The sequence below is a fragment of the Actinophytocola sp. genome (assembly GCF_050699935.1).
Taxonomy (GTDB): Bacteria; Actinomycetota; Actinomycetes; order Mycobacteriales; family Pseudonocardiaceae; genus Actinophytocola.
On the sequence record NZ_JBOHGB010000038.1, the window covers coordinates 16773 to 38274 of the forward strand.

General features: G+C 72.1%; 22 protein-coding genes. 15 read left to right on the plus strand and 7 right to left on the minus strand.

Going from position 1 to position 21502, the window contains the following annotated elements:
* Positions 1-48: 48 nt before the first annotated feature.
* Genes ACRDTB_RS15100 through ACRDTB_RS15110 form a run of 3 tightly spaced genes read left to right on the plus strand, consistent with a single transcriptional unit; the run spans position 49 to position 4253 of the window.
* Positions 49-1788 (plus strand): serine/threonine-protein kinase, encoded by a 1740-nt coding sequence (locus ACRDTB_RS15100; RefSeq protein ID WP_431430890.1) that lies wholly within the window; start codon positions 49-51, stop codon positions 1786-1788.
* A gap of 21 nt (positions 1789-1809) precedes the next feature.
* On the plus strand, positions 1810-2607 hold the full coding sequence (locus tag ACRDTB_RS15105) for a purine-nucleoside phosphorylase (protein WP_431430892.1): 798 nt from the start codon (positions 1810-1812) through the stop codon (positions 2605-2607).
* 47 nt (positions 2608-2654) lie between these two features.
* Positions 2655-4253, plus strand: coding sequence for a phospho-sugar mutase (locus ACRDTB_RS15110; protein ID WP_431430924.1), 1599 nt, complete (start codon positions 2655-2657; stop codon positions 4251-4253).
* Positions 4254-4469: 216 nt separating this feature from the next.
* Here the strand turns inward: ACRDTB_RS15110 and ACRDTB_RS15115 are convergent, their stop codons facing one another.
* On the minus strand, positions 4470-4679 hold the full coding sequence (locus ACRDTB_RS15115) for a hypothetical protein (RefSeq protein WP_431430893.1): 210 nt from the start codon (positions 4677-4679) through the stop codon (positions 4470-4472).
* 202 nt (positions 4680-4881) lie between these two features.
* Between ACRDTB_RS15115 and ACRDTB_RS15120 the strand changes: the two genes are divergently transcribed.
* Positions 4882-5334 carry a flavodoxin family protein gene (locus ACRDTB_RS15120; RefSeq protein WP_431430894.1) on the plus strand — a complete coding sequence of 151 codons (453 nt, stop codon included), beginning with the start codon at positions 4882-4884 and terminating at the stop codon, positions 5332-5334.
* Here ACRDTB_RS15120 and ACRDTB_RS15125 read toward each other — a convergent pair.
* The 5 genes from ACRDTB_RS15125 to upp are packed head-to-tail and all read right to left on the minus strand — an operon-like array spanning position 5331 to position 8033.
* On the minus strand, positions 5331-6311 hold the full coding sequence (locus tag ACRDTB_RS15125) for an aldo/keto reductase (protein ID WP_431430896.1): 981 nt from the start codon (positions 6309-6311) through the stop codon (positions 5331-5333). The two genes, ACRDTB_RS15120 and ACRDTB_RS15125, sit on opposite strands and share 4 nt — an antisense overlap.
* Positions 6308-6703 (minus strand): MerR family transcriptional regulator, encoded by a 396-nt coding sequence (locus ACRDTB_RS15130; RefSeq protein WP_431430898.1) that lies wholly within the window; start codon positions 6701-6703, stop codon positions 6308-6310. Before ACRDTB_RS15130 ends, ACRDTB_RS15125 begins: the two co-directional genes overlap by 4 nt.
* A gap of 34 nt (positions 6704-6737) precedes the next feature.
* Complete coding sequence (locus ACRDTB_RS15135; RefSeq protein WP_431430925.1) at positions 6738-7124, minus strand: type II toxin-antitoxin system death-on-curing family toxin; 387 nt, start codon at positions 7122-7124, stop codon at positions 6738-6740.
* A gap of 38 nt (positions 7125-7162) precedes the next feature.
* Positions 7163-7369 carry a type II toxin-antitoxin system VapB family antitoxin gene (locus ACRDTB_RS15140; RefSeq protein ID WP_431430899.1) on the minus strand — a complete coding sequence of 69 codons (207 nt, stop codon included), beginning with the start codon at positions 7367-7369 and terminating at the stop codon, positions 7163-7165.
* A gap of 40 nt (positions 7370-7409) precedes the next feature.
* Complete coding sequence (gene upp / locus ACRDTB_RS15145) at positions 7410-8033, minus strand: uracil phosphoribosyltransferase (protein ID WP_431430900.1); 624 nt, start codon at positions 8031-8033, stop codon at positions 7410-7412.
* Positions 8034-8163: 130 nt separating this feature from the next.
* Here upp and ACRDTB_RS15150 point away from each other — a divergent pair, with 130 nt between their 5' ends.
* The 11 genes from ACRDTB_RS15150 (at position 8164) to ACRDTB_RS15200 (ending at position 20377) form a co-directional block, all read left to right on the plus strand.
* Positions 8164-11403, plus strand: coding sequence for an NHL repeat-containing protein (locus ACRDTB_RS15150; RefSeq protein ID WP_431430901.1), 3240 nt, complete (start codon positions 8164-8166; stop codon positions 11401-11403).
* A 95-nt stretch (positions 11404-11498) separates the two neighbouring features.
* Entirely contained in the window at positions 11499-12149 is a 651-nt protein-coding gene (locus ACRDTB_RS15155; protein WP_431430902.1) for a DUF1707 SHOCT-like domain-containing protein, read from the plus strand.
* Positions 12150-12318: 169 nt separating this feature from the next.
* Positions 12319-12894, plus strand: coding sequence for a DinB family protein (locus ACRDTB_RS15160; protein ID WP_431430903.1), 576 nt, complete (start codon positions 12319-12321; stop codon positions 12892-12894).
* Positions 12895-12904: 10 nt separating this feature from the next.
* Positions 12905-13873 (plus strand): deoxyribose-phosphate aldolase, encoded by a 969-nt coding sequence (gene deoC, locus ACRDTB_RS15165; RefSeq protein WP_431430904.1) that lies wholly within the window; start codon positions 12905-12907, stop codon positions 13871-13873.
* Position 13874: 1 nt separating this feature from the next.
* Positions 13875-15311 carry an aldehyde dehydrogenase family protein gene (locus tag ACRDTB_RS15170; RefSeq protein ID WP_431430905.1) on the plus strand — a complete coding sequence of 479 codons (1437 nt, stop codon included), beginning with the start codon at positions 13875-13877 and terminating at the stop codon, positions 15309-15311.
* A complete protein-coding gene (locus tag ACRDTB_RS15175) occupies positions 15304-16170 on the plus strand; it encodes an aldehyde dehydrogenase family protein (protein WP_431430907.1) in 867 nt (288 codons plus the stop codon). Before ACRDTB_RS15170 ends, ACRDTB_RS15175 begins: the two co-directional genes overlap by 8 nt.
* 46 nt (positions 16171-16216) lie before the next feature.
* On the plus strand, positions 16217-16558 hold the full coding sequence (locus ACRDTB_RS15180; RefSeq protein WP_431430908.1) for a hypothetical protein: 342 nt from the start codon (positions 16217-16219) through the stop codon (positions 16556-16558).
* Positions 16559-16826: 268 nt separating this feature from the next.
* Positions 16827-17930, plus strand: coding sequence for a C40 family peptidase (locus tag ACRDTB_RS15185; RefSeq protein ID WP_431430910.1), 1104 nt, complete (start codon positions 16827-16829; stop codon positions 17928-17930).
* A gap of 161 nt (positions 17931-18091) precedes the next feature.
* Positions 18092-18499 carry a YbaB/EbfC family nucleoid-associated protein gene (locus tag ACRDTB_RS15190; RefSeq protein WP_431430912.1) on the plus strand — a complete coding sequence of 136 codons (408 nt, stop codon included), beginning with the start codon at positions 18092-18094 and terminating at the stop codon, positions 18497-18499.
* Positions 18496-19020: a YbaB/EbfC family nucleoid-associated protein gene (locus ACRDTB_RS15195; RefSeq protein ID WP_431430913.1), complete on the plus strand. Its 525-nt coding sequence runs from the start codon at positions 18496-18498 to the stop codon at positions 19018-19020. The genes ACRDTB_RS15190 and ACRDTB_RS15195 overlap by 4 nt, the downstream gene beginning before the upstream one ends.
* A gap of 76 nt (positions 19021-19096) precedes the next feature.
* On the plus strand, positions 19097-20377 hold the full coding sequence (locus tag ACRDTB_RS15200; RefSeq protein ID WP_431430914.1) for a primosomal protein: 1281 nt from the start codon (positions 19097-19099) through the stop codon (positions 20375-20377).
* Here ACRDTB_RS15200 and ACRDTB_RS15205 read toward each other — a convergent pair.
* On the minus strand, positions 20370-21473 hold the full coding sequence (locus tag ACRDTB_RS15205) for an adenosine deaminase (protein WP_431430915.1): 1104 nt from the start codon (positions 21471-21473) through the stop codon (positions 20370-20372). The two genes, ACRDTB_RS15200 and ACRDTB_RS15205, sit on opposite strands and share 8 nt — an antisense overlap.
* Positions 21474-21502 lie beyond the last annotated feature (29 nt).

Genomic DNA, 21502 nt, shown 5'->3' on the forward strand with positions numbered 1-21502 from the left:
CTACGGAAATCGGCGGTTCTCGCCTGACGGTGTGGTGGATGCCGCAGAATGGGCGCCGTGTCCAGCCCGACCGACCGCCAGATCGCCGGCCGCTACCGGCTGCGCCGCCAACTCGGCCAGGGTGCGATGGGCACGGTGTGGGAGGCCTACGACGAGTTCCTGCGCCGCCCAGTCGCGGTCAAGGAGGTCCTCCTGCCACCGGGCATTCCGGACGCCGAGGCCGACGAGCTGCGCGAGCGGACGCTGCGCGAGGCACGTGCGATCGCCGCGCTGTCCCACCCGAACGTGATCACGCTGCACGACGTGGCCCGCGAGAACGGCGAGCCGTTCGTGGTCACCGAGTACCTGCCGGCGCAGAGCCTGGCCGAGGTGCTGGGCACGCTCGGCCCGCTGGCGACCGCCGCCGCGGCCGCGGTCGCCGACGCGGTCGCCGCCGGGCTCGCGGCCGCGCACCAGGTCGGCATCACGCACCGGGACGTCAAGCCGGGCAACGTGCTCGTCGGCACCACGCCGTCGACCAACGGGCAGGTCAAGCTGACCGACTTCGGCATCGCGCGCAACGTCTCCGAGCGGACGATGACCCGTACCGGGATCATGCTCGGCTCGCCGGCCTACATCGCGCCGGAGGTGGCGGCCGGGCAGGAGGTGACGTCGGCCGCGGACCTGTGGGGCCTCGGTACGACGCTGTTCGCGATGCTCGAGGGGCACGCGCCCTACGACGTGAACGGCACCGTGCTCGAGATCGTGAACATGGTGATCCACGGCGAGGTGCCGCGGCCGGAGGCGGCCGGGCCGCTGGCCGACATCGTCGCCGCACTGATGGTGAAGGAACCGGCCCGGCGGCTCTCGTTGGCCGAGGTACGCAACCGGCTGCACCCGCTGTTGCCGCCGCCGACCACGCCGCTGCTCTCCGACGAGGACCTGGCGACACTGGCAGACCCGGACCAGACACCGACCCGCCTCACGCCCAAGCCGTCCGCGCCCCCGCTGCCGCGCCCGCCCGCCACGCCCGCGCCCGCGGAGACGCCGACGGGAGCACCGCAGCTCGCCCCGGCCCCCGGCCCACTGCCCTTCGACACGACGGCCCGCCGCCCGCCGGCCCGCCGCGGCCGGAGCCGGGTGGTGTCGGCCCTGCTCGTGATCCTCGCGGTGGTGCTGTTCTTCGCGGCGGCCGGCGGCGGGTTCGCGCTCGCCCGGGTGGTCGGCGGCGAGTCGGTGCTGCCGCCGGAGCGGACGTCCGCTCCGGCGCCGACCCCCGAGCCGGAGACGTCGGCGCCCGAGTTGGTGACACAGACCGGCGACGCGGCGACCGTGAACGGCGTGCAGGGCGGCGGCTACTCGGTGGGGGTGCCGCGCGACTGGGAGCGCTTCGTGGAGGAGCGTGTCACGGACGACCTGAACAGCACGCGGGTGTACTACGTCTCGACCGACGGCAGACGGATGCTGACGGTGGAACGGTTCAACGGGTACTTCCCCGGCAACTCGATGGACGACTACCTCGACTCCCTGGACGACAACGACGACGTGGCCGTCAACCTGGTGGAGCCCACCCCGACCCGGGGCCTCCCCGGGGGCGACCCCGGCGTGCACCTGACCTACCGGACCACGACCAGCGGGGACAGCCTGGCGCCGGGCGCGCACGACCTGAACCGGGTGACGTTCGCGAACCTGTTGCCGCTCGGCGAGGACCTGTGGGTGGTCGGGGTGACCGTGCCGGTGGACCAGGAGGACACCGGCCGCCAGGAGCTGTTCGACCGGATCGCGAAGACGTTCAAGGTCACCGGCTGAGGCCCGGCTACAGTCGGGCCCGTGACTGAGAACTTTGCCGCGCTGGCCGAGAAGGCGGCGACCGCGCTCGCCGAGCGCACCGGGGTGGACGAGCACGACGTGGCCGTGGTGCTCGGCTCGGGCTGGCGGCCGGCCGCCGACGTGATCGGTGCGGCCACCACCGAGGTGCCGATGGCGGAGCTGCCCGGGTTCGCCGCGCCGACCGCCGCCGGGCACGGCGGCACGATCCGGTCGCTGCGGGCCGGCGACCGGCGGGTGCTGATCATGCTCGGCCGCACGCATCTGTACGAGGGCAGCGGCGTCGCCTCGGTGGCACACGGCGTGCGCACGCTCGCGGCGGCGGGCTGCCGGACGGTCGTGCTGACCAACGCCGCGGGCTGCCTGCGGGACGGCATCCCCGTCGGCACGCCGGTGCTGATCAGCGACCACCTCAACCTGACGGCCGCCTCGCCGCTCGTCGGCGCGAACTTCGTGGACCTGACGGACCTGTACTCGCCGCGGCTGCGGGCGCTGGCGCGGGAGATCGACCCGTCGCTGGTCGAGGGCGTGTACGCGGGTCTGGTCGGGCCGCACTTCGAGACCCCGGCGGAGATCCGGATGCTGCGCACGATGGGCGCGGACCTCGTCGGCATGTCGACGGTCCTGGAGGCGATCGCCGCGCGGGCCGCCGGGGCCGAGGTGTTCGGCCTGTCGCTGGTGACGAACCTGGCGGCCGGCGTCACCGGCGAGCCGCTGAACCACGAGGAGGTCCTCGAGGCCGGCCGCTCCGCCGCCGGGCGGATGGGTGGCCTGCTGCGGGCGCTCGTGGAACGTTCGTGAGCACGGTGAGTCTGTCGTCTTCGTTGCGGGACGCGGCTTTCCGGTGGATGGCCGACGACCCCGACCCGGACACGAAGCTGGAGCTGCAGCAGGTCGTCGCGAACGCGATGGGCGGGGTGCCCGGCGCGGTCGAGGACCTGGCGGACCGGATGAACGGCACGCTCTCCTTCGGCACCGCGGGGCTGCGCGGCCCGGTCCGGGCGGGCTCCAACGGGATGAACCGCGCGGTCGTCGTCCGCGCGACGGCTGGGGTCGCGGAGTGGTTGCGGCACAAGGGACACGCGGGCGGCACGGTGGTGGTCGGCCGGGACGCGCGGCACGGCTCCGCCGCGTTCGCCGACGCCGCCGCCGGCGTGCTGGCGGCGGCGGGCTTCTCGGTGCTGACCATGCCGGGCCCGCTGCCGACGCCGATCACGGCGTTCCTGGTGCGCCGGCTCGGGGCGGTGGCGGGCATCCAGATCACGGCCTCGCACAACCCGCCCGCGGACAACGGGTACAAGGTGTACACGGATGACGGCTCGCAGATCGTGCCGCCGGACGACCGGCTGATCGAGGCGGGGATCCGGGGCGCGCCGGCCGCCCGGTCGGTGCCCGTGTCGGCCGGTTCCCTGCCGGTGAGCGACGAGCAGGTGGACTCGTACCTGTCGCACGTCGCGGCGCTGCCGCGTGGTGTCGCGCGGGACCTGCGGGTGGTACTGACCCCGATGCACGGCGTCGGCGGCGACACGGCGCTGGAGGCGTTGCGGCGCGCGGGCTTCGCGGACGTGACGCTGGTTCCCGCACAGGCCGCGCCGGATCCCGACTTCCCGACGGTGGACTTCCCGAACCCCGAGGAGCCGGGCGCGGCGGACCTGCTGCTGGGATTGGCTTCGTCGTCGGACGCCGACCTGGCCATCGCCCTGGACCCGGACGCGGACCGCTGCGCGCTGGGCGTGCGCTTCGCCGACGGCTGGCGCATGCTCCGCGGCGACGAGACGGGCGCCCTGCTCGGCGCGCACGTGCTGTCCACACTGGACAGAGCGGCGCACCCGGACCCGCTCGTGGCGTCGACGATCGTGTCATCGTCGCTGCTCGGTTTGGTCGCCGCGGCGACGGGCGCGCGGCACACGGAGACGCTGACCGGCTTCAAGTGGCTGGTCCGGGCCGGCGAGGGTCTGGTGTTCGCGTACGAGGAGGCGCTGGGCCTGTGCGTCGACCCGTCGTCCGTGCGGGACAAGGACGGCATCTCGGCCGCGATCCTGGCCTGCGACCTGGCCGCGACGCGCAAGGCCGCCGGACGCGCGCTGCCGGACGCCCTGGACGACCTGGCGGTGGCGCACGGCGTGCACCTGACCGACCAGGTCTCCCTGCGGTTCGCCGACGTGGCGGCCATTCCCCCGCTGGTCACCGCCCTCCGCACGACGCCGCCGGCGCGGCTGGGCGGTGTCGCGGTGAGCCAGGACAATCCGGCACCGGACATCATCCGGCTGCGCGCGGACGGCCTGCGCGTGGTGATCCGCCCATCGGGCACGGAGCCGAAGGTGAAGGCCTACCTGGAGGTCGTCGAACCCGTCCCGTCCGCCGACGCGCTGCCGACCGCCCGCACGAAGGCCACCGCCCGCCTGACGGCCCTGCGCGACGAGGTCTCCCAAGTCCTCAAGACCTAGGCCCGCCCGGCGACGCCACGCACACATCACCCAAGCCCGGCACAACCCCTCGCACGCGCCCGCACACACCCCCACGCGCGCACCCGTGACCCGCGGCCCACACCCTCTCCGGGGGGCAAGCCGTCCTTGGTTGCGTACGCGCTGACCTGCGGAAATGTCACTGAGGTCGATATGAGACCTCGCCGAACACCCGGCGAGGTCCGCTGAATATCGAGGTCACACGGGCGGCACGAAACCTGGCAGCCAACCGGGGTCGTCGCTGTCGCCGCACACCGGGCATGGCTCTTCGACCATGCCACCTGGTGCCCGGTCTACCCAGACGGTGCCGTTGCCGGGAAGGACCATCGGCCGGATGTTCCCGGCGTCGTCGCGGTACTGCGTGACCTGCCGGCAGCCGTGGCACACCGTTCGTATGCTCTCCGTCATCAGTTCACCCATCCTGAGCCGTCGCACTGCTTGCAGATCTCCGAGTCGTACACGGTGTGGGTCTTGCCACCCAGTCTACTTGTCAGGACTGACAAATCCGGCGGTTGGGCGTCCGCTGTGGACAACTCGCGCGGTTGTGGACAGTCTGTGGGGTTGCTCGGTGGGGTTGCGTCGCGTGCCGCGGCCGAGCATCCTTCGCGCCGTGGCCCGGTTGCTGATCGTCCACCACACGCCCTCGCCGAACGTGCAGGCCATGTTCGAGGCCGTGCTCGCCGGCGCGACGACCGACGAGCTCGAGGGTGTCGAGGTCATCCGGCGGCCGGCACTCGCCGCGACCGCGAAGGACGCGCTCGAGGCCGATGGCTACCTCCTCGGCACGCCCGCCAACCTCGGCATGATGTCCGGCGCCCTCAAGGTCTTCTTCGACCTCGCCTACTACCCGTGCCTCGACGCCACCCGCGGTCGCCCCTTCGGCCTCTACGTCCACGGCAACAGCGACACCACCGGCGCGATCCGCGGCATCGAGTCGATCACGACCGGGCTCGGCTGGGCCAAGGCCACCGACACGGTGTCGGTCACCGGCGAGCCGACCAAGGACGACCTGCGGAAGTGCTGGGAGCTCGGCGCGACCGTGGCCGCGACGCTGATGCCCTAGCGACCCACCAGGCGCATTCCCTGCTCGGGGTAGCGCTCGCCCGCGACCTTGTCCGCCGGGACGGCGCCCTCGATCGCCGTGATGTCCTCTTCGGACAATTCGATGGCGGCCGCGGCGACGTTCTCCTCCAGGTACCTCCGCCGCTTCGTGCCCGGGATCGGCACCACGTCGCGACCACGGTCGTGTACCCACGCGAGTGCCAACTGCCCGGCGGCCACCCCGCGATCGGCCGCGAGCGCGTGCAGCGCCTCGACGATCGCGAGGTTGTGCTGCAGGTTGCCCTCGGCGAACCGGCCGAACCGGCGGAAGTCGCCGGAACCGAAGTCACTGGTCGACGTGAACCGTCCGGTCAGGAAGCCGCGTCCGAGCGGCGAGTACGCGACGATCCCGATCCCGAGCTCCCGGCACGCCGGCACGATCTCGGCCTCGATGTCACGCGTCCACAGCGACCACTCGGACTGCAGCGCGGCGATCGGGTGCACGGCGTGCGCGCGGCGGATCGTGCCGGCCGCCGCCTCGGACAGGCCCAGGTGGCGGACCTTGCCCGCCACGACGAGCTGGGCAATCGCGCCGACGGTGTCCTCGATGGGCACGTTCGCGTCGACACGGTGCTGGTAGTAGAGGTCGATGTGGTCCACGCCGAGCCGGGCCAGCGATGCGTCGCACGCCGCGCGCACGTATTCCGGGTCGCCGCGCACGCCCCGCTCGTTCGGGTCGTCACTGCGCACGACGCCGAACTTGGTGGCCAGCACGACCTCGTCGCGCCGGCCGGCGATGGCCCGGCCCACCAGTTCCTCGTTGGCACCCCGGCCGTACATGTCCGCGGTGTCGATGAGCGTCACGCCAAGCTCAAGCGCGCGATGGATCGTGGCGACCGACTCGGTGTCGTCGGCCTCGCCGTAGAACTCGCTCATGCCCATGCAGCCGAGCCCCTGGGCGGAGACCCCCAGCCCGCCGAGCCGCCGTGTCCCGGTCATGCGGACGCCTCCACGGGTGCCTTCTCGTTGAGGTCCCGCTCGCACTGCTCGTAGTTGACGATCTTGTAGTTCAGCACGTCCAGGCAGGCGTTCAGCTCGACGATCCGGTCCAGCACCTCGGCACGCTGCTCAATGAGGATCTGCTTGCGCCGCGTGGCGGTCGTGTCGCCCTGATGCCGCAGCCGGGCGTACTCGCGCATCATCCGGATCGGCATGCCGGTGGTGCGCAGCTTGGTGAGGAACCCGAGCCAGCCAAGGTCCTCGTCGGTGTAGACGCGCCGGCCGCCGGAGTCGCGGGCGGGCGGGTCGATCAGCTGGATTCGTTCGTAGTAGCGGAGGGTGTCGATCGACAACCCACTGCGCCGGGCTGCCTCCGCGATCGCGTAAGTCACATGTTCGACGGTAGGAGCTGGAGCGCGCTCCAGGTCAAGCCGAGCCGTTCTGCTTGGGCAGCGCCCACTCCTCCAGCCGCGCGGCCATCTCGGGCACGCCCACGTTGCCACGCCCGACGTCGCGGACGACCTCGAGCGCGTCGTCCTCGTCGGCGTCGATCCACCAGCCGTTCATGTCGCAGAGGGTCACCGCGGCGACCCAGCCGAGGCGCCAGTTGCCCTCGGCGAGCGGGCGGGTGGTGACGATGGAGTCGAGCAGGGCGGCGGCCTTGAGCCACAGGTTGTCGTAGGCCTGCACGCCGAGGACGGTGGCGCGTGGCCGATGCGCGGCGGCGTCGAGCAGGCCGAGATCGCGCACCACGAGGTCGCCACCGGTGACGGCCGCGGCCAGCACGAGCAGGTCGCTGGCGTCCAGGTACATGATCACCGCGCGATCATGCCATTAGCCGCCGACAGGATTCAGGCGGTTCCGATCCGATCGAGCAGACCTTGGTAGCGGGGCAGCACCCGGCTCAACACCTCGGCGAGCTGCTGCTCCTTCTGCAACCGCGCCCAGCGGTCGTTGAGCGCGAGCCGCATGATCTCCTGTTTCGACCGGCCTTCCGCCGCGGCCAGCTCGGCGAGGTGCGAACTCTCCTCGTCGGACAGCCTCAGAGTCATCGCCATGCATCTCACGGTACCACCGTGATACCAGAGCGACGAAAGGTCAGACTGCGCCGTACTGCCGGTCTCCGGCGTCACCCAGGCCCGGGACGATGAACCCCGAGTCGTTGAGTCGCTCGTCCACGCTCGCGGTGACCAGCCGAACCGGCAACCCGGACTTCTCCAGGTGACGGATGCCCTCCGGCGCCGCGAGCGCGCACACGGCGGTCACGTCGGTGGCGCCGCGGTCGGTCAGCAGCCGGATCGTGTACTCCATCGAGCCGCCCGTGGCGAGCATCGGGTCGAGCACGAGCACCGGCCGGCCGGCGAGGTCCGCGGGCAGCGACTCCATGTACGGCGTCGGCTCGAGCGTCTCCTCGTTGCGCGCGAGTCCGACGAAGCCCATCTGTGCGTCCGGGATCAGGCGGTGCGCCTGGTCGGCCATGCCGAGACCGGCCCGCAGCACGGGAACCAGCAGCGGCGGGTTGGCGAGCCAGACGCCCTCGGTACGCGCGACCGGCGTGTGGATGCGCTCGGTGCGCACCGGCGCGTCACGCAGGGCCTCGTAGATGAGCATGACGGTCAGCTCGTGCAGCGCGGCCCGGAAGGTGGCGTTGTCCGTGCGGGCGTCCCGCATGACGGTCAGCCGCGCGTTGGCCAGCGGGTGGTCGACGGTGCGCACATCCATGAGGCGACACGCTACTTCCGGACGTCCGCGCGGAGCCAGGATGGCCCGGCCTTGGCGAGCCGGCCCCACGCGGAACTCCGTACCGGCAGGATGCGTCCACCCGCCAGGACCATCACGAGGGAGACCCCCAATGTCGCCCACCCTGCCCCGCCGCGTGCTGCCCACCCTCCCGGCCGTCGCCGCGGTCGTCCTCACACTGACGACCGCGCCGCCGATCGCCGCCGGACGGGCCCAACCAGACGAGCCCGACCAGCTGCCCCGCCGGCCGGGCCAGGAGTACACCGTGGCCGGACTCGGCGAGGAGGGCTACTCCGGCGACGGCTGGGCGGCCCGCGACGCGCGGCTCGGCGAGCCGTTGAACATCGACGTCGGCCCGGACGGCACGGTCTACATCGTCGACCGGGCCAACGGCCGCCTGCGCCGGGTCACGCCGGACGGGGTGATCGACACCGTGCCGGGCACCCGCTCGCTGCGTGCACCGGAGAACGACGGGCCCAACGTGAACGGGTGGATCTACAGCCCGAGCAACCGCCCGGCGGCCACCGCGGTCGCCGCCGACGGCACGGTCTACCTGGCCGGCAACGACGACATCCGCCGCATCGAGCGGTCCGGGCGGATCACCGTGCTTGGCGGCGGCGGTGAGCTCACCTTCGACCCCGAGGACGGCGGCACCGGCGGCGACGGCGGCCCGGCCAAGGCGGCGTGGATCTACGAGCCGAGCGGCATCGACGTGGACGACGCGGGCAGCGTCTACGTGGCCGACACGAACAACCAGCGTATCCGCCGGATCGACCGGCGCGGCCGGATCACCACGATCGCCGGCGGCGGGGAGACTCCAATCGGGTCAGCCGAGGGCGGGCCGGCGACCTCGGTACGGCTGCCCGACCCGAACCGGGTGGCGGTCGACCGCGACGGCACCGTGTACTTCTCCACCGAGCAAGGCACGACGGTCTACGGAGTCGGCGCGGACGGCGCGCTGACGAAGGCCGCCGAACTGCCGGGAGACACGGAGATCGGCGGGATCGCGGTCGGGCCCGACGGTCGCCTGCACGTGGCCGACGCGGCCGGGCGGGTCCACCGGATCGCCGCAGACGGCACGTCGAGCGACCCGGTGGCCGGCCCGTGGTTCGGGTTCGTCGACGACATCGCGGTCGGCCCGGACGGTGATGTCTACGTCGCGGCCGAGGCCACCGCGGTGCGGGTGGCGGTCGGCGGGGACGCCGGTGCCGCCACGCCGCCGAAGCCGGCCGAGTCGCGTTGGGCGGGCGAGGAGCCGGGCACCGTACGCGTCGTCGCCGGCAACGGCCGCGAGCCCGCGCCGCCCAGGCCGGAGGAGGTCGCGGCGCGGATCTCCCCGCCCGGCCCGGCCGGGATGACCCTGGGCCCGGACGGCACGGTGTACGTCGCGATGCCGACCCGGCACCAGGTGCTGGCGATCGGCGAGGACGGCGCGGTCCGCGAGTTCGCCGGCACGGGCGAGGCCGGGGCCGGCGAGGACGGGCCGTTGGCGGAACGAGCGCAGCTCGACCGGCCGACCGCGGTCGCCGCGGACACCGAGGGCTACGTCTACGTCGCCGACACCGGCAACGACCGGATCGTCCGGGTCGACGCCGACACCGGGATCATCGAGACGGACATGACGATGCCGGCTCCGGAGACGCTCACCGTCGCCCCGACCGGGATCGTCTACGCGACCTCCGCGAACGGCGAGCGGATATTCCGGCTCGACGGCAAGCCGGTCCCCGTGGCGGGCGGCGGCGACCGCTGGGCGCAGGAGAGCGACAACGCGCCGGCTCGCCAGGCCAGCCTCTGGGAGCCGAGCGCACCCGTGGTCGACCGGTCCGGCACGCTGTACTTCGTCGAGCGCGGCAAGCCGGCCGTCCGCGCGGTCCGCCCGAACGGCGTGCTGGTCACGGTCGCCGGCAGCAGCTACCTCGACGTGGAGGAGGGCGGCTTCGGCGGCGACGGCGGCCCGGCCACCCGGGCCGAGCTGAACACGCCCCGCGACGTCGCGATCGGCCCGGACGGCTCGCGGTACGTCGCCGACACCTACAACAACCGGATCCGCCGCATCGACCGGCGCGGCGTCATCTCCACGGTCGCCGGCACCGGCGAGCGGGCCGACCGGGGCGACGGCGGCCAGGCGGCGAAGGCCGCGCTGACCGAGCCGGACGGCATCGCCGTGGCCCGGGACGGCACGCTGTATGTGACCAGCGCGCAGACCAGCAGGATCAGGCGGATCGCGCGGGACGGAACGATCTCGACACTCGCCGACCTCGCCCCGGCGGGCGACACCGAGCGGGCGTCCGAGGTCTCGCTCGGCCAGGTCCAGTCGATGGACGTGGGCGCGGACGGCACGCTCTACGTCACCGACGTGGTCAACGGTGTGCGCGCGATGTCGCGGGACGGCGTCCTGCGGCGGGTCGAGCTGCCCGGCGACAACCTGCCGACGGTGATCGCGACGGGCCGCGACGGTTCGCTGTACTTCGTCCACGGCGGGAACACGGTGCGGCGCCGGTACCCGGACGGCGGGATCGTGCGCCCGCCGGGCGGCGGCGAGCCGGCCGCGCTGACCGGCGTCGCGATCGGCCCGCGCGGCGAGGTGTACACGGCCGGCCCCGAGGCGGTCTTCCGGGTGCGCGAGGACGGCACGCTCGACGAGCTGACGAACCCGACCGACAACGTCGGCGGCATCGCGGTCGGCCCGGACGGCACCGTGTACGTGGCCGTGACCAACGACCACCGCGTGCTCGCGGTCGCCGGCGGCAAGGCCGAGCCGGTGGCCGGCAACGGGGAGAGCTACGGGCGGCCGGACGAGGAGCGGGACGGCCGGCCTGCCCTGGAGTCGCCGCTGTCCTACCCGAGCGACGTGGCGGTGACCTCCGACGGCGCGCTGTTCATCAGCACCACCGACGGCATCCGGCGGGTGGACACCGACGGAGTCATCGAGACGGTCGTGCCGGCCGAGCGGGGCCGCACGTCGCCCGCCTCCGCCAAACTCGCCGTCGGCCCGGGCGATGACCTGTACTTCGTGCGGCGCAACCAGGTGCGGGTGCTGGTCGGCGCCGCGGAGTGGGAGGCCCCGTCCCGGTTCCCGTGGCCCCTCGCATGGTGGCTCGCGGGTGCGGTCGCCGTCCTGGCGGTCGGGGTGGTCGTGCTCCGCCACCGCAACACGACCAGGCGGGCACTCGCCCACCCCGCACCCGCCCAACCGGACGAGCCCCGGCCAACCGAACCGACCCCCGCCGAACCGGCGCCCGGCGAATCCACAACCTCCGAAGCGGCGCCCGGCGAACCGGACGAGCCGAAACCCACCGAACCCAAGCCCGAGGAGCACCGCGACGAGCCGGAGGCGCGCGACGGCGGCTGAGTCGGCGCGGGATCCGCGTCGCGAGATCGGCGCTCACCAAGCAGACCGCGGACATGGCCGCACCATGGCCCGGGCCGTCGCGATAGCCTCGGGTCGTGAGTGACCTGCCTGCCGTACCGGACCCGCGGGACATGCGGGTGTCCAACGACGATCGCGAACGCGTCGCCCGCGTGCTGCACGACTCGATGGCCGAGGGCCGGCTGACCGTCAACGAGCTGGAGGAGCGACTCGACAAGGTCTACGCCGCCAAGACGTTCGGCGACCTGGAGCCGCTCACGCGCGACCTGCCGGCCGGCAACCAGGCCCGGGCCGTCGCGGTTCCGCAGCCGGCCGCGTCGCCGAGCTACCGCATCGGCGGCCGCGGCACGCCCTCGACCGCGATCGCGGTCATGTCCGGCACGGACCGCAAGGGTGTCTGGACGATCCCGCCGACCTTCACCTCGGTGGCGATCATGGGCGGCGTCGAGATCGACCTCACCGAGGCACGCTTCGAGGACGCGGAGACCACGATCCAGGCGTTCGCGCTCATGGGCGGCATCGACATCTTCGTGCCCGAGGACATCACGGTCCAGGTCAACGGCACGGGCTTCATGGGCGCCTTCGAGAACCGTGCCCAGGACCAGGCCCAACCGCGCCCGGGCGCGCCGCTGGTGAAGATCACCGGCCTGGCCATGATGGGCGGCGTGGAGGTCAAGCGCCGCAAGCCGCCCAAGCAGAAGAACAAGAACAAGCTGATCGAGGAATGACGGCCGCGGCGAGCACTATTCAAAACACTCCGGATCAGCAGCGCCCGGCCACGCTGCGGGCCAGTTTTGAATAGTGCTCGGCCGGGCTCGCGTTATTGTCAGACCCCTCTGGCATGGTCGTTTCCAGCTCGGCCGACAGGCGGCCGACCTCGAACCACCAGAGGGGACCATGGACGCCAACGCCCGGCCGGTCGCCGACGAACGCGACGGCCTGCTGACCTTCCTCGCCCAGCAGCGGCGCGTGCTCAAGATCGCCGCGCACGGCCTGACCGAGGAGCAGCTGCGGCTCGTGCCCAGCGCCAGCGCGCTGTCGGTCGGCGGCCTGCTCAAACACGTCGCGCACACCGAACGCGGGTGGACCGACAGGATCGGATCGAAGCCCCGCACAGGCTCGGTCGAGGAGTACGGCGCCGAGTTCCGGATGACTCCCGACGACTCGCTGGAGTCGCTGCTCGCCGCCTACGACCGGGTCGCGGCCCACACCGAGGAGGTCGTCGCCGGCGTCGCAGACCTCGGCCAGGCGGTGCCGGTGCCGGACGAGCCGTGGTTCTCGAAGGACGTCGAAGCCTGGTCCGTGCGCTGGATATTACTGCACCTGATCGAGGAGACCGCGCGGCACGCGGGGCATGCCGACATCGTCCGGGAGTCCATCGACGGTGCCACCGGATACGAGCTGCTGGCCGCCGCCGAGGGCTGGGAGCCGACCCCCTGGCTGAAGCCGTGGGAGCCGGTCGGGTCCGCCTAGACTCGACCGCATGGCAGCTCCCTCACCGCCGAGAACCGGGTTACCCCCCGAGCTCACCGACGCGACCCGCGACGAGACCTCGCTCCGTCGGTTCCTCCACGGCCTTCCCGGCGTCGACCAGGTCGGCGTCGAGCAGCGCGCCGCCGGCCTCGCGACCCGCAGCATCAAGAAGGCCTCGAAGCTGTGGGCCATCGACACCGCCATCCGCATGGTCGACCTGACCACGCTGGAGGGGGCCGACACGGTCGGCAAGGTCCGCTCGCTGTGCGCCAAGGCCCGCCGACCCGACCCGGAGCGCCCCGACGTGCCGCGGGTCGCCGCGGTATGCGTGTACCCGGACCTGGTGGCCACGGCGGTCGAGGCGCTCGCGGGCAGCGGCATCGACATCGCCAGCGTCGCCACGGCCTTCCCGAGCGGGCGGTCGAGCGTCCAGGTGAAGATCGCCGACACCGAGCTGGCGGTCGCCGACGGGGCCACCGAGGTCGACATGGTCATCGACCGCGGCGCGTTCCTGTCTGGACGGTACGGCCGGGTGTTCGACGAGATCGTCACGGTCAAGCACGCGTGCGGGACCGCGCACATCAAGGTCATCCTGGAGACCGGGGAGCTCGCCACCTACGACAACGTGCGCCGCGCGTCGTGGCTCGCGATGCTCGCGGGCGCGGACTTCATCAAGACGTCCACCGGCAAGGTGTCGCCGGCGGCCACGCTGCCGGTCACCCACGTGATGCTGCAGGCCGTCCGCGACTGGCACACCTCGACCGGTGCGCGGGTGGGCGTGAAGTCGGCCGGCGGCATCCGCACCACCAAGGACGCCATCCGCTACCTCGTGGCCGTGCACGAGGTGGCCGGGCCGGAATGGCTCAACCCGGGGAAGTTCCGCTTCGGCGCGTCCAGCCTGCTCAACGACCTGCTGATGCAGCGCCGCGCCCAACTCGACGGCCACTACAGCGGCCCGGACTACGTGACGGTGGACTGACATGAACGACATGTGGGAGTACTCGCCCGCGCTCGAGAACCGGGACGTCGCGAACCTCAAGCCCAGCTACCGGATGTTCGTCGACGGCGAGTTCGTCGAGGGTGCCGGCGAGCCGCTCAAGACGCTCAACCCGGCCACCGAGGAGGTGCTGGCCGAGGTCTCGACGGCCGCACCGTCCGATGTGGACAACGCGGTGAAGGCGGCACGCCGGGCCCACGAGCGGGTGTGGGGCAGGATGCCCGGCGCCGAGCGGGCCAAGTACGTCTTCCGGATCGCGCGGATGATCGCCGAGCGGTCCCGCGAGCTCGCCGTGCTGGAGAGCCTGGACAACGGCAAGCCGATCAAGGAGTCCCGGGACGTGGACGTGCCGACCGCGTCCGCGCACTTCTTCTACCACGCGGGCTGGGCGGACAAGCTCGGCTACGCGGGCCTGGGCCCCGACCCGCGCCCGCTCGGCGTGGCCGGCCAGGTCATCCCGTGGAACTTCCCGCTGCTGATGGCCGCGTGGAAGCTCGCGCCCGCGCTGGCGTGCGGCAACACCGTGGTGCTCAAGCCGGCCGAGACCACCCCCCTCACCGCGCTGGTGCTCGCCGAGATCATCCAGCAGGCCGACGTGCCCCCGGGCGTGGTCAACATCCTGCCCGGCGCCGGCGACGTGGGTGCGGAGCTGACCAACCACCCGGGCGTCGACAAGGTCGCGTTCACCGGCTCCACCGACGTCGGCAAGCTGATTCAGCGCTCGCTCGCCGGCTCCGGCAAGAAGCTGACCCTGGAGCTGGGCGGCAAGGCGGCCAACGTGGTGTTCGACGACGCGCCCCTGGACCAGGCCGTCGAGGGCATCGTCAACGGCATCTTCTTCAACCAGGGCCACGTGTGCTGCGCCGGCTCGCGGCTGCTGGTCCAGGAGTCGGTGGCCGACGAGTTGCTGGACAAGCTGCGTGCCCGGGTCTCGACGCTGCGCATCGGCGACCCGCTGGACAAGAACACCGACGTCGGCGCCATCAACTCCCGCGCGCAGCTCAACAAGATCAACGAGCTGGTGTCCTCCGGCGAGGCGGAGGGCGCCAGCCGGTGGACGAGCCCGTGCCCGTTGCCGGAGAAGGGCTTCTTCTTCGCGCCCACGGTGTTCGCCGGCGTCAGCCAGGCCATGCGGATCGCTCGCGAGGAGATCTTCGGCCCGGTGCTGTCGGTGCTCACCTTCCGCACCCCGGACGAGGCCGTGGCGAAGGCCAACAACACTCCGTACGGACTCTCCGCCGGGATCTGGACCGACAAGGGGTCGCGGATCCTCTGGATGGCCAACAAGATGCGTGCCGGCGTGGTGTGGGCCAACACGTTCAACCGGTTCGACCCGACCGCACCCTTCGGCGGCTACCAGGAGTCCGGCTTCGGCCGGGAGGGTGGCCGCACGGGACTGGAGGCCTACCTCGATGTCTGAGCGACTTTCGGTGGCGAAGACCTACAAGCTCTACATCGGCGGCGCGTTCCCGCGCTCGGAGTCGGGCCGCTCCTACCCGGTGCGCGACTCGAAGGGTGGCTTCCTCGCCAACGCCGCGCAGGCGTCCCGCAAGGACGTCCGCGAGGCGGTCGTGGCCGCGCGCAAGGCGTTCGGCGGCTGGTCGGCCGCGACGGCGTACAACCGCGGTCAGGTGCTGTACCGGGTGGCGGAGCTGCTGGAGGGGCGGCGCGAGCAGTTCATGGCCGAGGTTGCCGCGAGCGAGGGCGTGCCGGCCAAGCGCGTGCAGTCCATAGTGGATACCGCGATCGACCGCTGGGTGTGGTACGCGGGCTGGTCGGACAAGATCGCCACGGTGCTCGGCGCCTCGAACCCGGTGGCCGGCCCGTACTTCTCGTTCTCGGTCCCCGAGCCGACCGGCGTGGTCGGCGTGCTGGCTCCGCAGCAGTCGTCGTTGCTGGGCCTGGTGAGCGTGCTGGCCCCGGCCATCGCGACGGGGAACACGGCGGTCGTCGTGGCGAGCCAGGACCGCCCCCTGCCGGCGATCACCCTGTCCGAGGTGCTGGCGACGTCGGACGTGCCGGGTGGGGTGGTCAACATCCTGACCGGCCGCACCGCGGAGCTGGCCCCGTGGCTCGCCTCCCACGCGGACGTGAACGCGCTGGACCTGTGCGGTGCCCACGAGTCGATGACGGCCGAGCTGGAGAAGTCGGCGGCGAACACGGTGAAGCGGGTGCTGCGCGCCAAGCCGACCGCGCCCGACTGGGCCGCCCCACCGGACGTCTCCCGGCTGCGCGCGTTCCTGGAGACGAAGACCGTCTGGCACCCGATGGGCGTGTGAAACCAACCGGTGCCGGTTACCGTCAGAGCCGGCAGAGGGGGGATCCATGACTCACGAACAGGCACCACCGCCACCCGGCTACGACGCCGACGAGGGCGCCTTCGCCGGCTTCACCCGCGGCTTCCGGCCACTCGCGGACCACCTGACCACCGACCCGCTGGCCACCCACGCGAGCCTGCACGGCGACGCCTTCTCCCGGGTCGGCAACGAGGTCGGGCTCGCCGACGCGATCCGCAACGCCACCCAGCGCCAGCACGACCGCATCAGGGGCCTGGCCACGAACACCGACGCCATGGCCGACGCCGTCGACAACACCTGGACCAACTACCGCACCACCGAGGACGACCACGAGCGGGCCATCCGCCGCGCCGCGGGAGAACAGACGTGAGCGGAGCGCGCGGAGCGAACCATCCAACAGGGCGAGCGCAGGCGGCCGCACCGAACCAACGAGGCACGCATCGAGAGCGAAACTCGCGCAACGAACCACCCAACACAGGGCGACCGCGAGCAGCCGCACCGAACCAGCGAGGCGCGGTCGTGAGCGAGCGTGCGAGCGAACCGGTGTCACGGGGCGGGAGCGAAGGAGTGCACGCCGTCCGGACTGACGAGCAGCGCTGGAGCGAAGACGGCGTTGCGGCGACCGAGCGGAGCGAACCATGACCACAGCGAGCCCGACCGCCCCGATGGTGGAGACCCTCGTCTCCCCGGCCGCCCACGCCCAGCGTCAGCTCGCCACCGACGACGGCGCCATCGACGGAGTCGACCAGGCCCACGGCGGCGTCCAGACCGCCCTGCACACCTACGACACCGACGCGAGCGGCCAGACCCGCACGCTGCAGGAGGGCTGGCAGGGCAGCTCCGCCAACCGGCAGGCCGCCGACGCGGCCACGATGACCACCGCCGCCAAGGACATCAGCACCTACAGCGCCGACGTCCAGGCCGCCGTGCGCGAGGCGGCCGGCATCCTCAAGGTCGGCCAGTCCACCAACCAGCAGCTGATCGACGACTTCATGGACCGCGCCGCCGAGTTGCTCTCCGCGGCGGCGGCCCTGCGCCAGGCCGGCGACACCGCCGGCGCACAACGCAAGATCAGCGAGCTGATCCGGCTCGGCGCCCAGGTCAGCGGCGAGAGCAGCACCAACCTCCAGGCCGTGATGGGCCAGCTCACCGGCGTCGTCACCCGGCTGGACGGCGCCGGGGACACCACCTCGCCCAGCGGCGCGGGCAGCGGCAACACCGCCCCGCCGGCCTACAACACCGGCGGCGGCGGCGGTGGCGGCGGCGGTGGGGGCGGCGGCGACTACGGCGGCGGTGTGGTCACCAAGAAGCGCCTGCCGGTCGCCATCCCGCCCCAACCCGGCACCGGCGTCGCGGTCAACCTGCCCGACGGCAGCCAGGTGATGGCGCCCAACGAAACCGCCGCCAAGGCCGTGCGCGCCGCACTGGGCCAGCTCGGCGTGCCGTACGTGTGGGGCGGCACCGCGCCCGGCGTCGGCCTGGACTGCAGCGGCCTGACCCAGTACGCGTACGGCGAGGCGGGCCTGGAGATCCCCCGCACGTCCCGCGAGCAGGACATCGGCGCCGAGGTGCCCTCGGCGGACCAGCTGCTGCCCGGCGACCTGATCTGCTGGGAGGGCCACGTCGCGATGTACATCGGCAACGGCCAGATGGTCGAGGCCGGCGACCCGGTACAGGTCAGCCCGCTGCGCACGACCAACTCGGGCATGCCGTTCGTCGGCTTCTACCGCCCGACGGGCTAACGTCGACCTCGTGGATAAAAGAGTCTTTGGAGCAGCCAACGCAACCTCAGGGGACCGTGACGCCACCCAGCCACAAGTACGTGAACAACCGCACCTTCCGCGGGAAGGCAACCAACACTTTTAATTCCGGGGAGGCGGACCGATTCCGGGGAGGCGGACAAGTGATCGACATCGAGCATGAGGTGGCGGTGGTGGACCGCCGCGTGCACCAGGCCGGTGACCAGGCGGCCGAGCGGGTGGCGCGATCCGGCCGGATCACCGGGCGGGCCAGCTCGCCGGACGGCGGGATCAGCGTCGAGGTCGCGCCCGGCGGCCTGCTGACCGACGTGCGGCTCTCGCCCGCCGCGCTGTCCGCGGACATGGAGACCCTCGCCCGGCAGATCACCGTGCTCGCCGACCGGGCAACCCGCCTGGCCGGCGGGAACATGCACGAGGCGCTCGCCGGGGTGGTCGGCGAGAAGCACCTGGAGTCGCTGGGCTACGTCCCGGTCGACGACGAGGCGGAGGCCGAGACCGACCCCGACGCGGACTTCGGCGACCCACTCAAGCACGGCAGGCACCGCCGATGATCGAACGCGAACCGCTGGAGCGCACCACGAAGCGGCTGATCGAGGACGGCCGCGCCCGCCAGGACGCCTTGTCCAAAGTAGACGGCATCCTCGAGCGGGTCACCGGGACCGCCCGCGACCGCGAGGGAACCGTCGAGGTCACCGTCGACGGTCGGGGCAAGCTGCTCGCGCTCCGGCTCGCCCCCGACGCGGGCCGCTACGGCGCGGACGGCCTGGGCCGGCTCGTCGTCCAGGTCGCCCGTGTCGCGATGGACGACGCCACCCAGTCCGGCTACAACAAGGTGGCCCTGCTGCTCGGCGACAACCTCACGCTCGCGCTCGAACAGCTCTCCGGCCGCACGACCCCCGCACGCCGCCGGAACGACGGTGGCATCACGGCGGAGGAGTTCCAGGCCCGCCGCGACGAGCGGCTGCGCCGGACGTCCGAGGAAACCGCCGCTCGTGCGGGTGCGAACGGCGGCGAGGATCCCGCTGATGAGCTCGCATCCTTCGACCCATCCTCGCTACGCTCCGACCGGTGATCCATCACGATGTCGCCACCACGTAGAGTGCCGACGTTCTGTGTGCCGATGGATTGCGTGACCAGGAGGTCCAGCAATGTCTCAGGACATCGTCTCGATCGAGCTCGGCCTGCCCCAGGGCGACCTCGTCACGCTGTGGGCACCGCGGTGGAGAGAAGACGGTGAAGAGTGGGAGGCGTTCCTCGGCCACGAGGACGATCTGTACGCGTTCCCCGACGCCGCACACCTTGCCGCGTTCGTGCGCACGGTGGACGAGCACGACCTGACCGACCACCCCGCCTGGGACGTGGTGCCGGAGCTGTCCGTGCCCGAGCTGCTGCCGGACGACGCGCACACCTACGACCTCGTCGGCGTGCCGGAGCTCGCGGCGGACGAGCCGGACACGTGGACGATCGGCGAGCTCGCCGACATCATCGCGATCGTGCGGTCGCTCGCCGACGTGTGCGAGCTCGACGAGGTGCACGAGGTGCTGAACTCGGCCGCCGGGTTCGCCGTGCTCGAGCAGGGCACGTTCCCGTTCACCGGGCGCGAGGGCGAACGGCTGTGGACCGATCTCGCGGAGACCATCGTCGAGCGGTGGGACGAGGTTCTCGACGCCATCGACGAGGTCGTCTACGTACCCGAGGTGGACAAGGCGACGCTCGACCAGACCACCGACGAGCTGGCCGCGTACCAGGCCGAGTCCGAGGAGGCCGAGAACGCCCTCGACAGCGAGGACGCCGAGGACGTCGACACCGAGGACACCGAGGAGTCCGAAAAGGACGCTGACGCGGTGGCCGACGAGGAGGTCGAGGAGGAGCCGGCCGGCTTCTGGGGTGAGGTCGGCATCGACCCCATCAAGATCATCACGACCGAGGCGGAGTACTACACGCTGCGCTGCTACCTCGACGACGAGCCGATCTTCTTCGGCACGGACGGCCGGATCATGGTGACGAAGTCGCCGCGCGCGCTCGCGCGGTACATCGCCCAGCACGGCACCGCCGACAACGACCTCGCCGAGGTGTCGACCTGGGACGAGGTGCGGACCAAGGCCACCGACGGCAGCCTCGAGGTGGAGGTCGAGACCGACAACACCTACGTGCTCAACGGCCTGGCCGACGACATCGGCGACGGCACCGACGCGGTCGACCCCGTGCAGCTGGACCTGGCCACCGAACTGCTCCGCGACACGGCGGACTGGGCCCAGGACAAGAGCGTCGAGCAGGCCCTGGCGCAGTCCGAGCCGCTCGGCTGGTTCGTGAACTTCGTGCTGAACCCGAGCCCGACCAGGCTGGCGCCCAGCCCGCCGTTCGACGCCGAGAAGGACGCGTGGAGCCGCCTGGTCGAGTCGTTCGAGAGCCGGCTCGAGGTCAAGTAGCCATCAGCGCCGCGTAGCCGGGCTTGATGATGTCGTTGATGATGGCGAGCCGCTCGTCGAAGCCGATGAACGCCGACTTCATCGCGTTGATCGTGAACCACTGCAGGTCCGCCCAGTCGTAGCCGAACGCGTCCACGAGCTCGGACATCTCCGTGGACGGCAGGCAGCCCGACATCAGCCGGTTGTCGGTGTTGACCGTGACGCGGAATCGCAGCTTGGTGAGCAGCCCGATCGGGTGCTCGGCGATCGAGGGCGCGGCGCCCGTCTGCACGTTGGACGTCGGGCACATCTCCAGCGGGATCCGGCGGTCCCGCACATAGCTCGCCAACCGCCCCAAGTGGATGGTCCCGTCGCCGTCCACCTTGATGTCGTCGACGATCCGCACGCCGTGGCCGAGGCGCTCGGCCCCGCAGTGCTGGATGGCCTCCCAGATCGAGGGCAGCCCGAACGCCTCGCCCGCGTGGATGGTGAAGTGCGCGTTCTGCTGGCGCAGGTACTCGAACGCGTCGAGGTTGCGGGTGGGCGGGAAGCCCGCCTCGGGTCCGGCGATGTCGAACCCGACGACACCGGTGTCCCGGTGCCGCACCGCGAGCTCGGCGATCTCCAGCGAGCGGGCGTTCTGCCGCATCGCACACAGCAGCGTGCCGATCCGGATCCGCCTGCCCTGTTCGAGCGCGCGCCGCTCGCCGAGCCGGAAGCCCTCCTGCACGGCCTCCACGATCGCGTCGAGGCTCAACCCCTTCTCGCAGAACAGCTCCGGCGCGTAGCGCACCTCGGCGTAGACGACGCCGTCCGCGGCGAGGTCCTCGGCGCACTCGGCGGCCACCCGGACGAGCGCGTCGGTGTTCTGCATGACGCCGCAGGTGTGCGCGAACGTCTCGAGGTAGCGGACCAGCGAGCCGGAGTCGGCGGCGCTGCGGAACCACGTGTCCAGCTCGGCCGCGTCGGTCATGGGGAGGTCGCGGTAGCCGGCGGCATCGGCCAGTTCGATGACCGTGGCGGCACGGAGCCCACCATCCAGGTGATCATGAAGCAGAACTTTGGGGGCACTTCGGACCGCCTCCGGGGTCACCGGAACGGTGTTCGTGGTCGACATGGTGCAACGGTACTCAACGAGGGATGCCA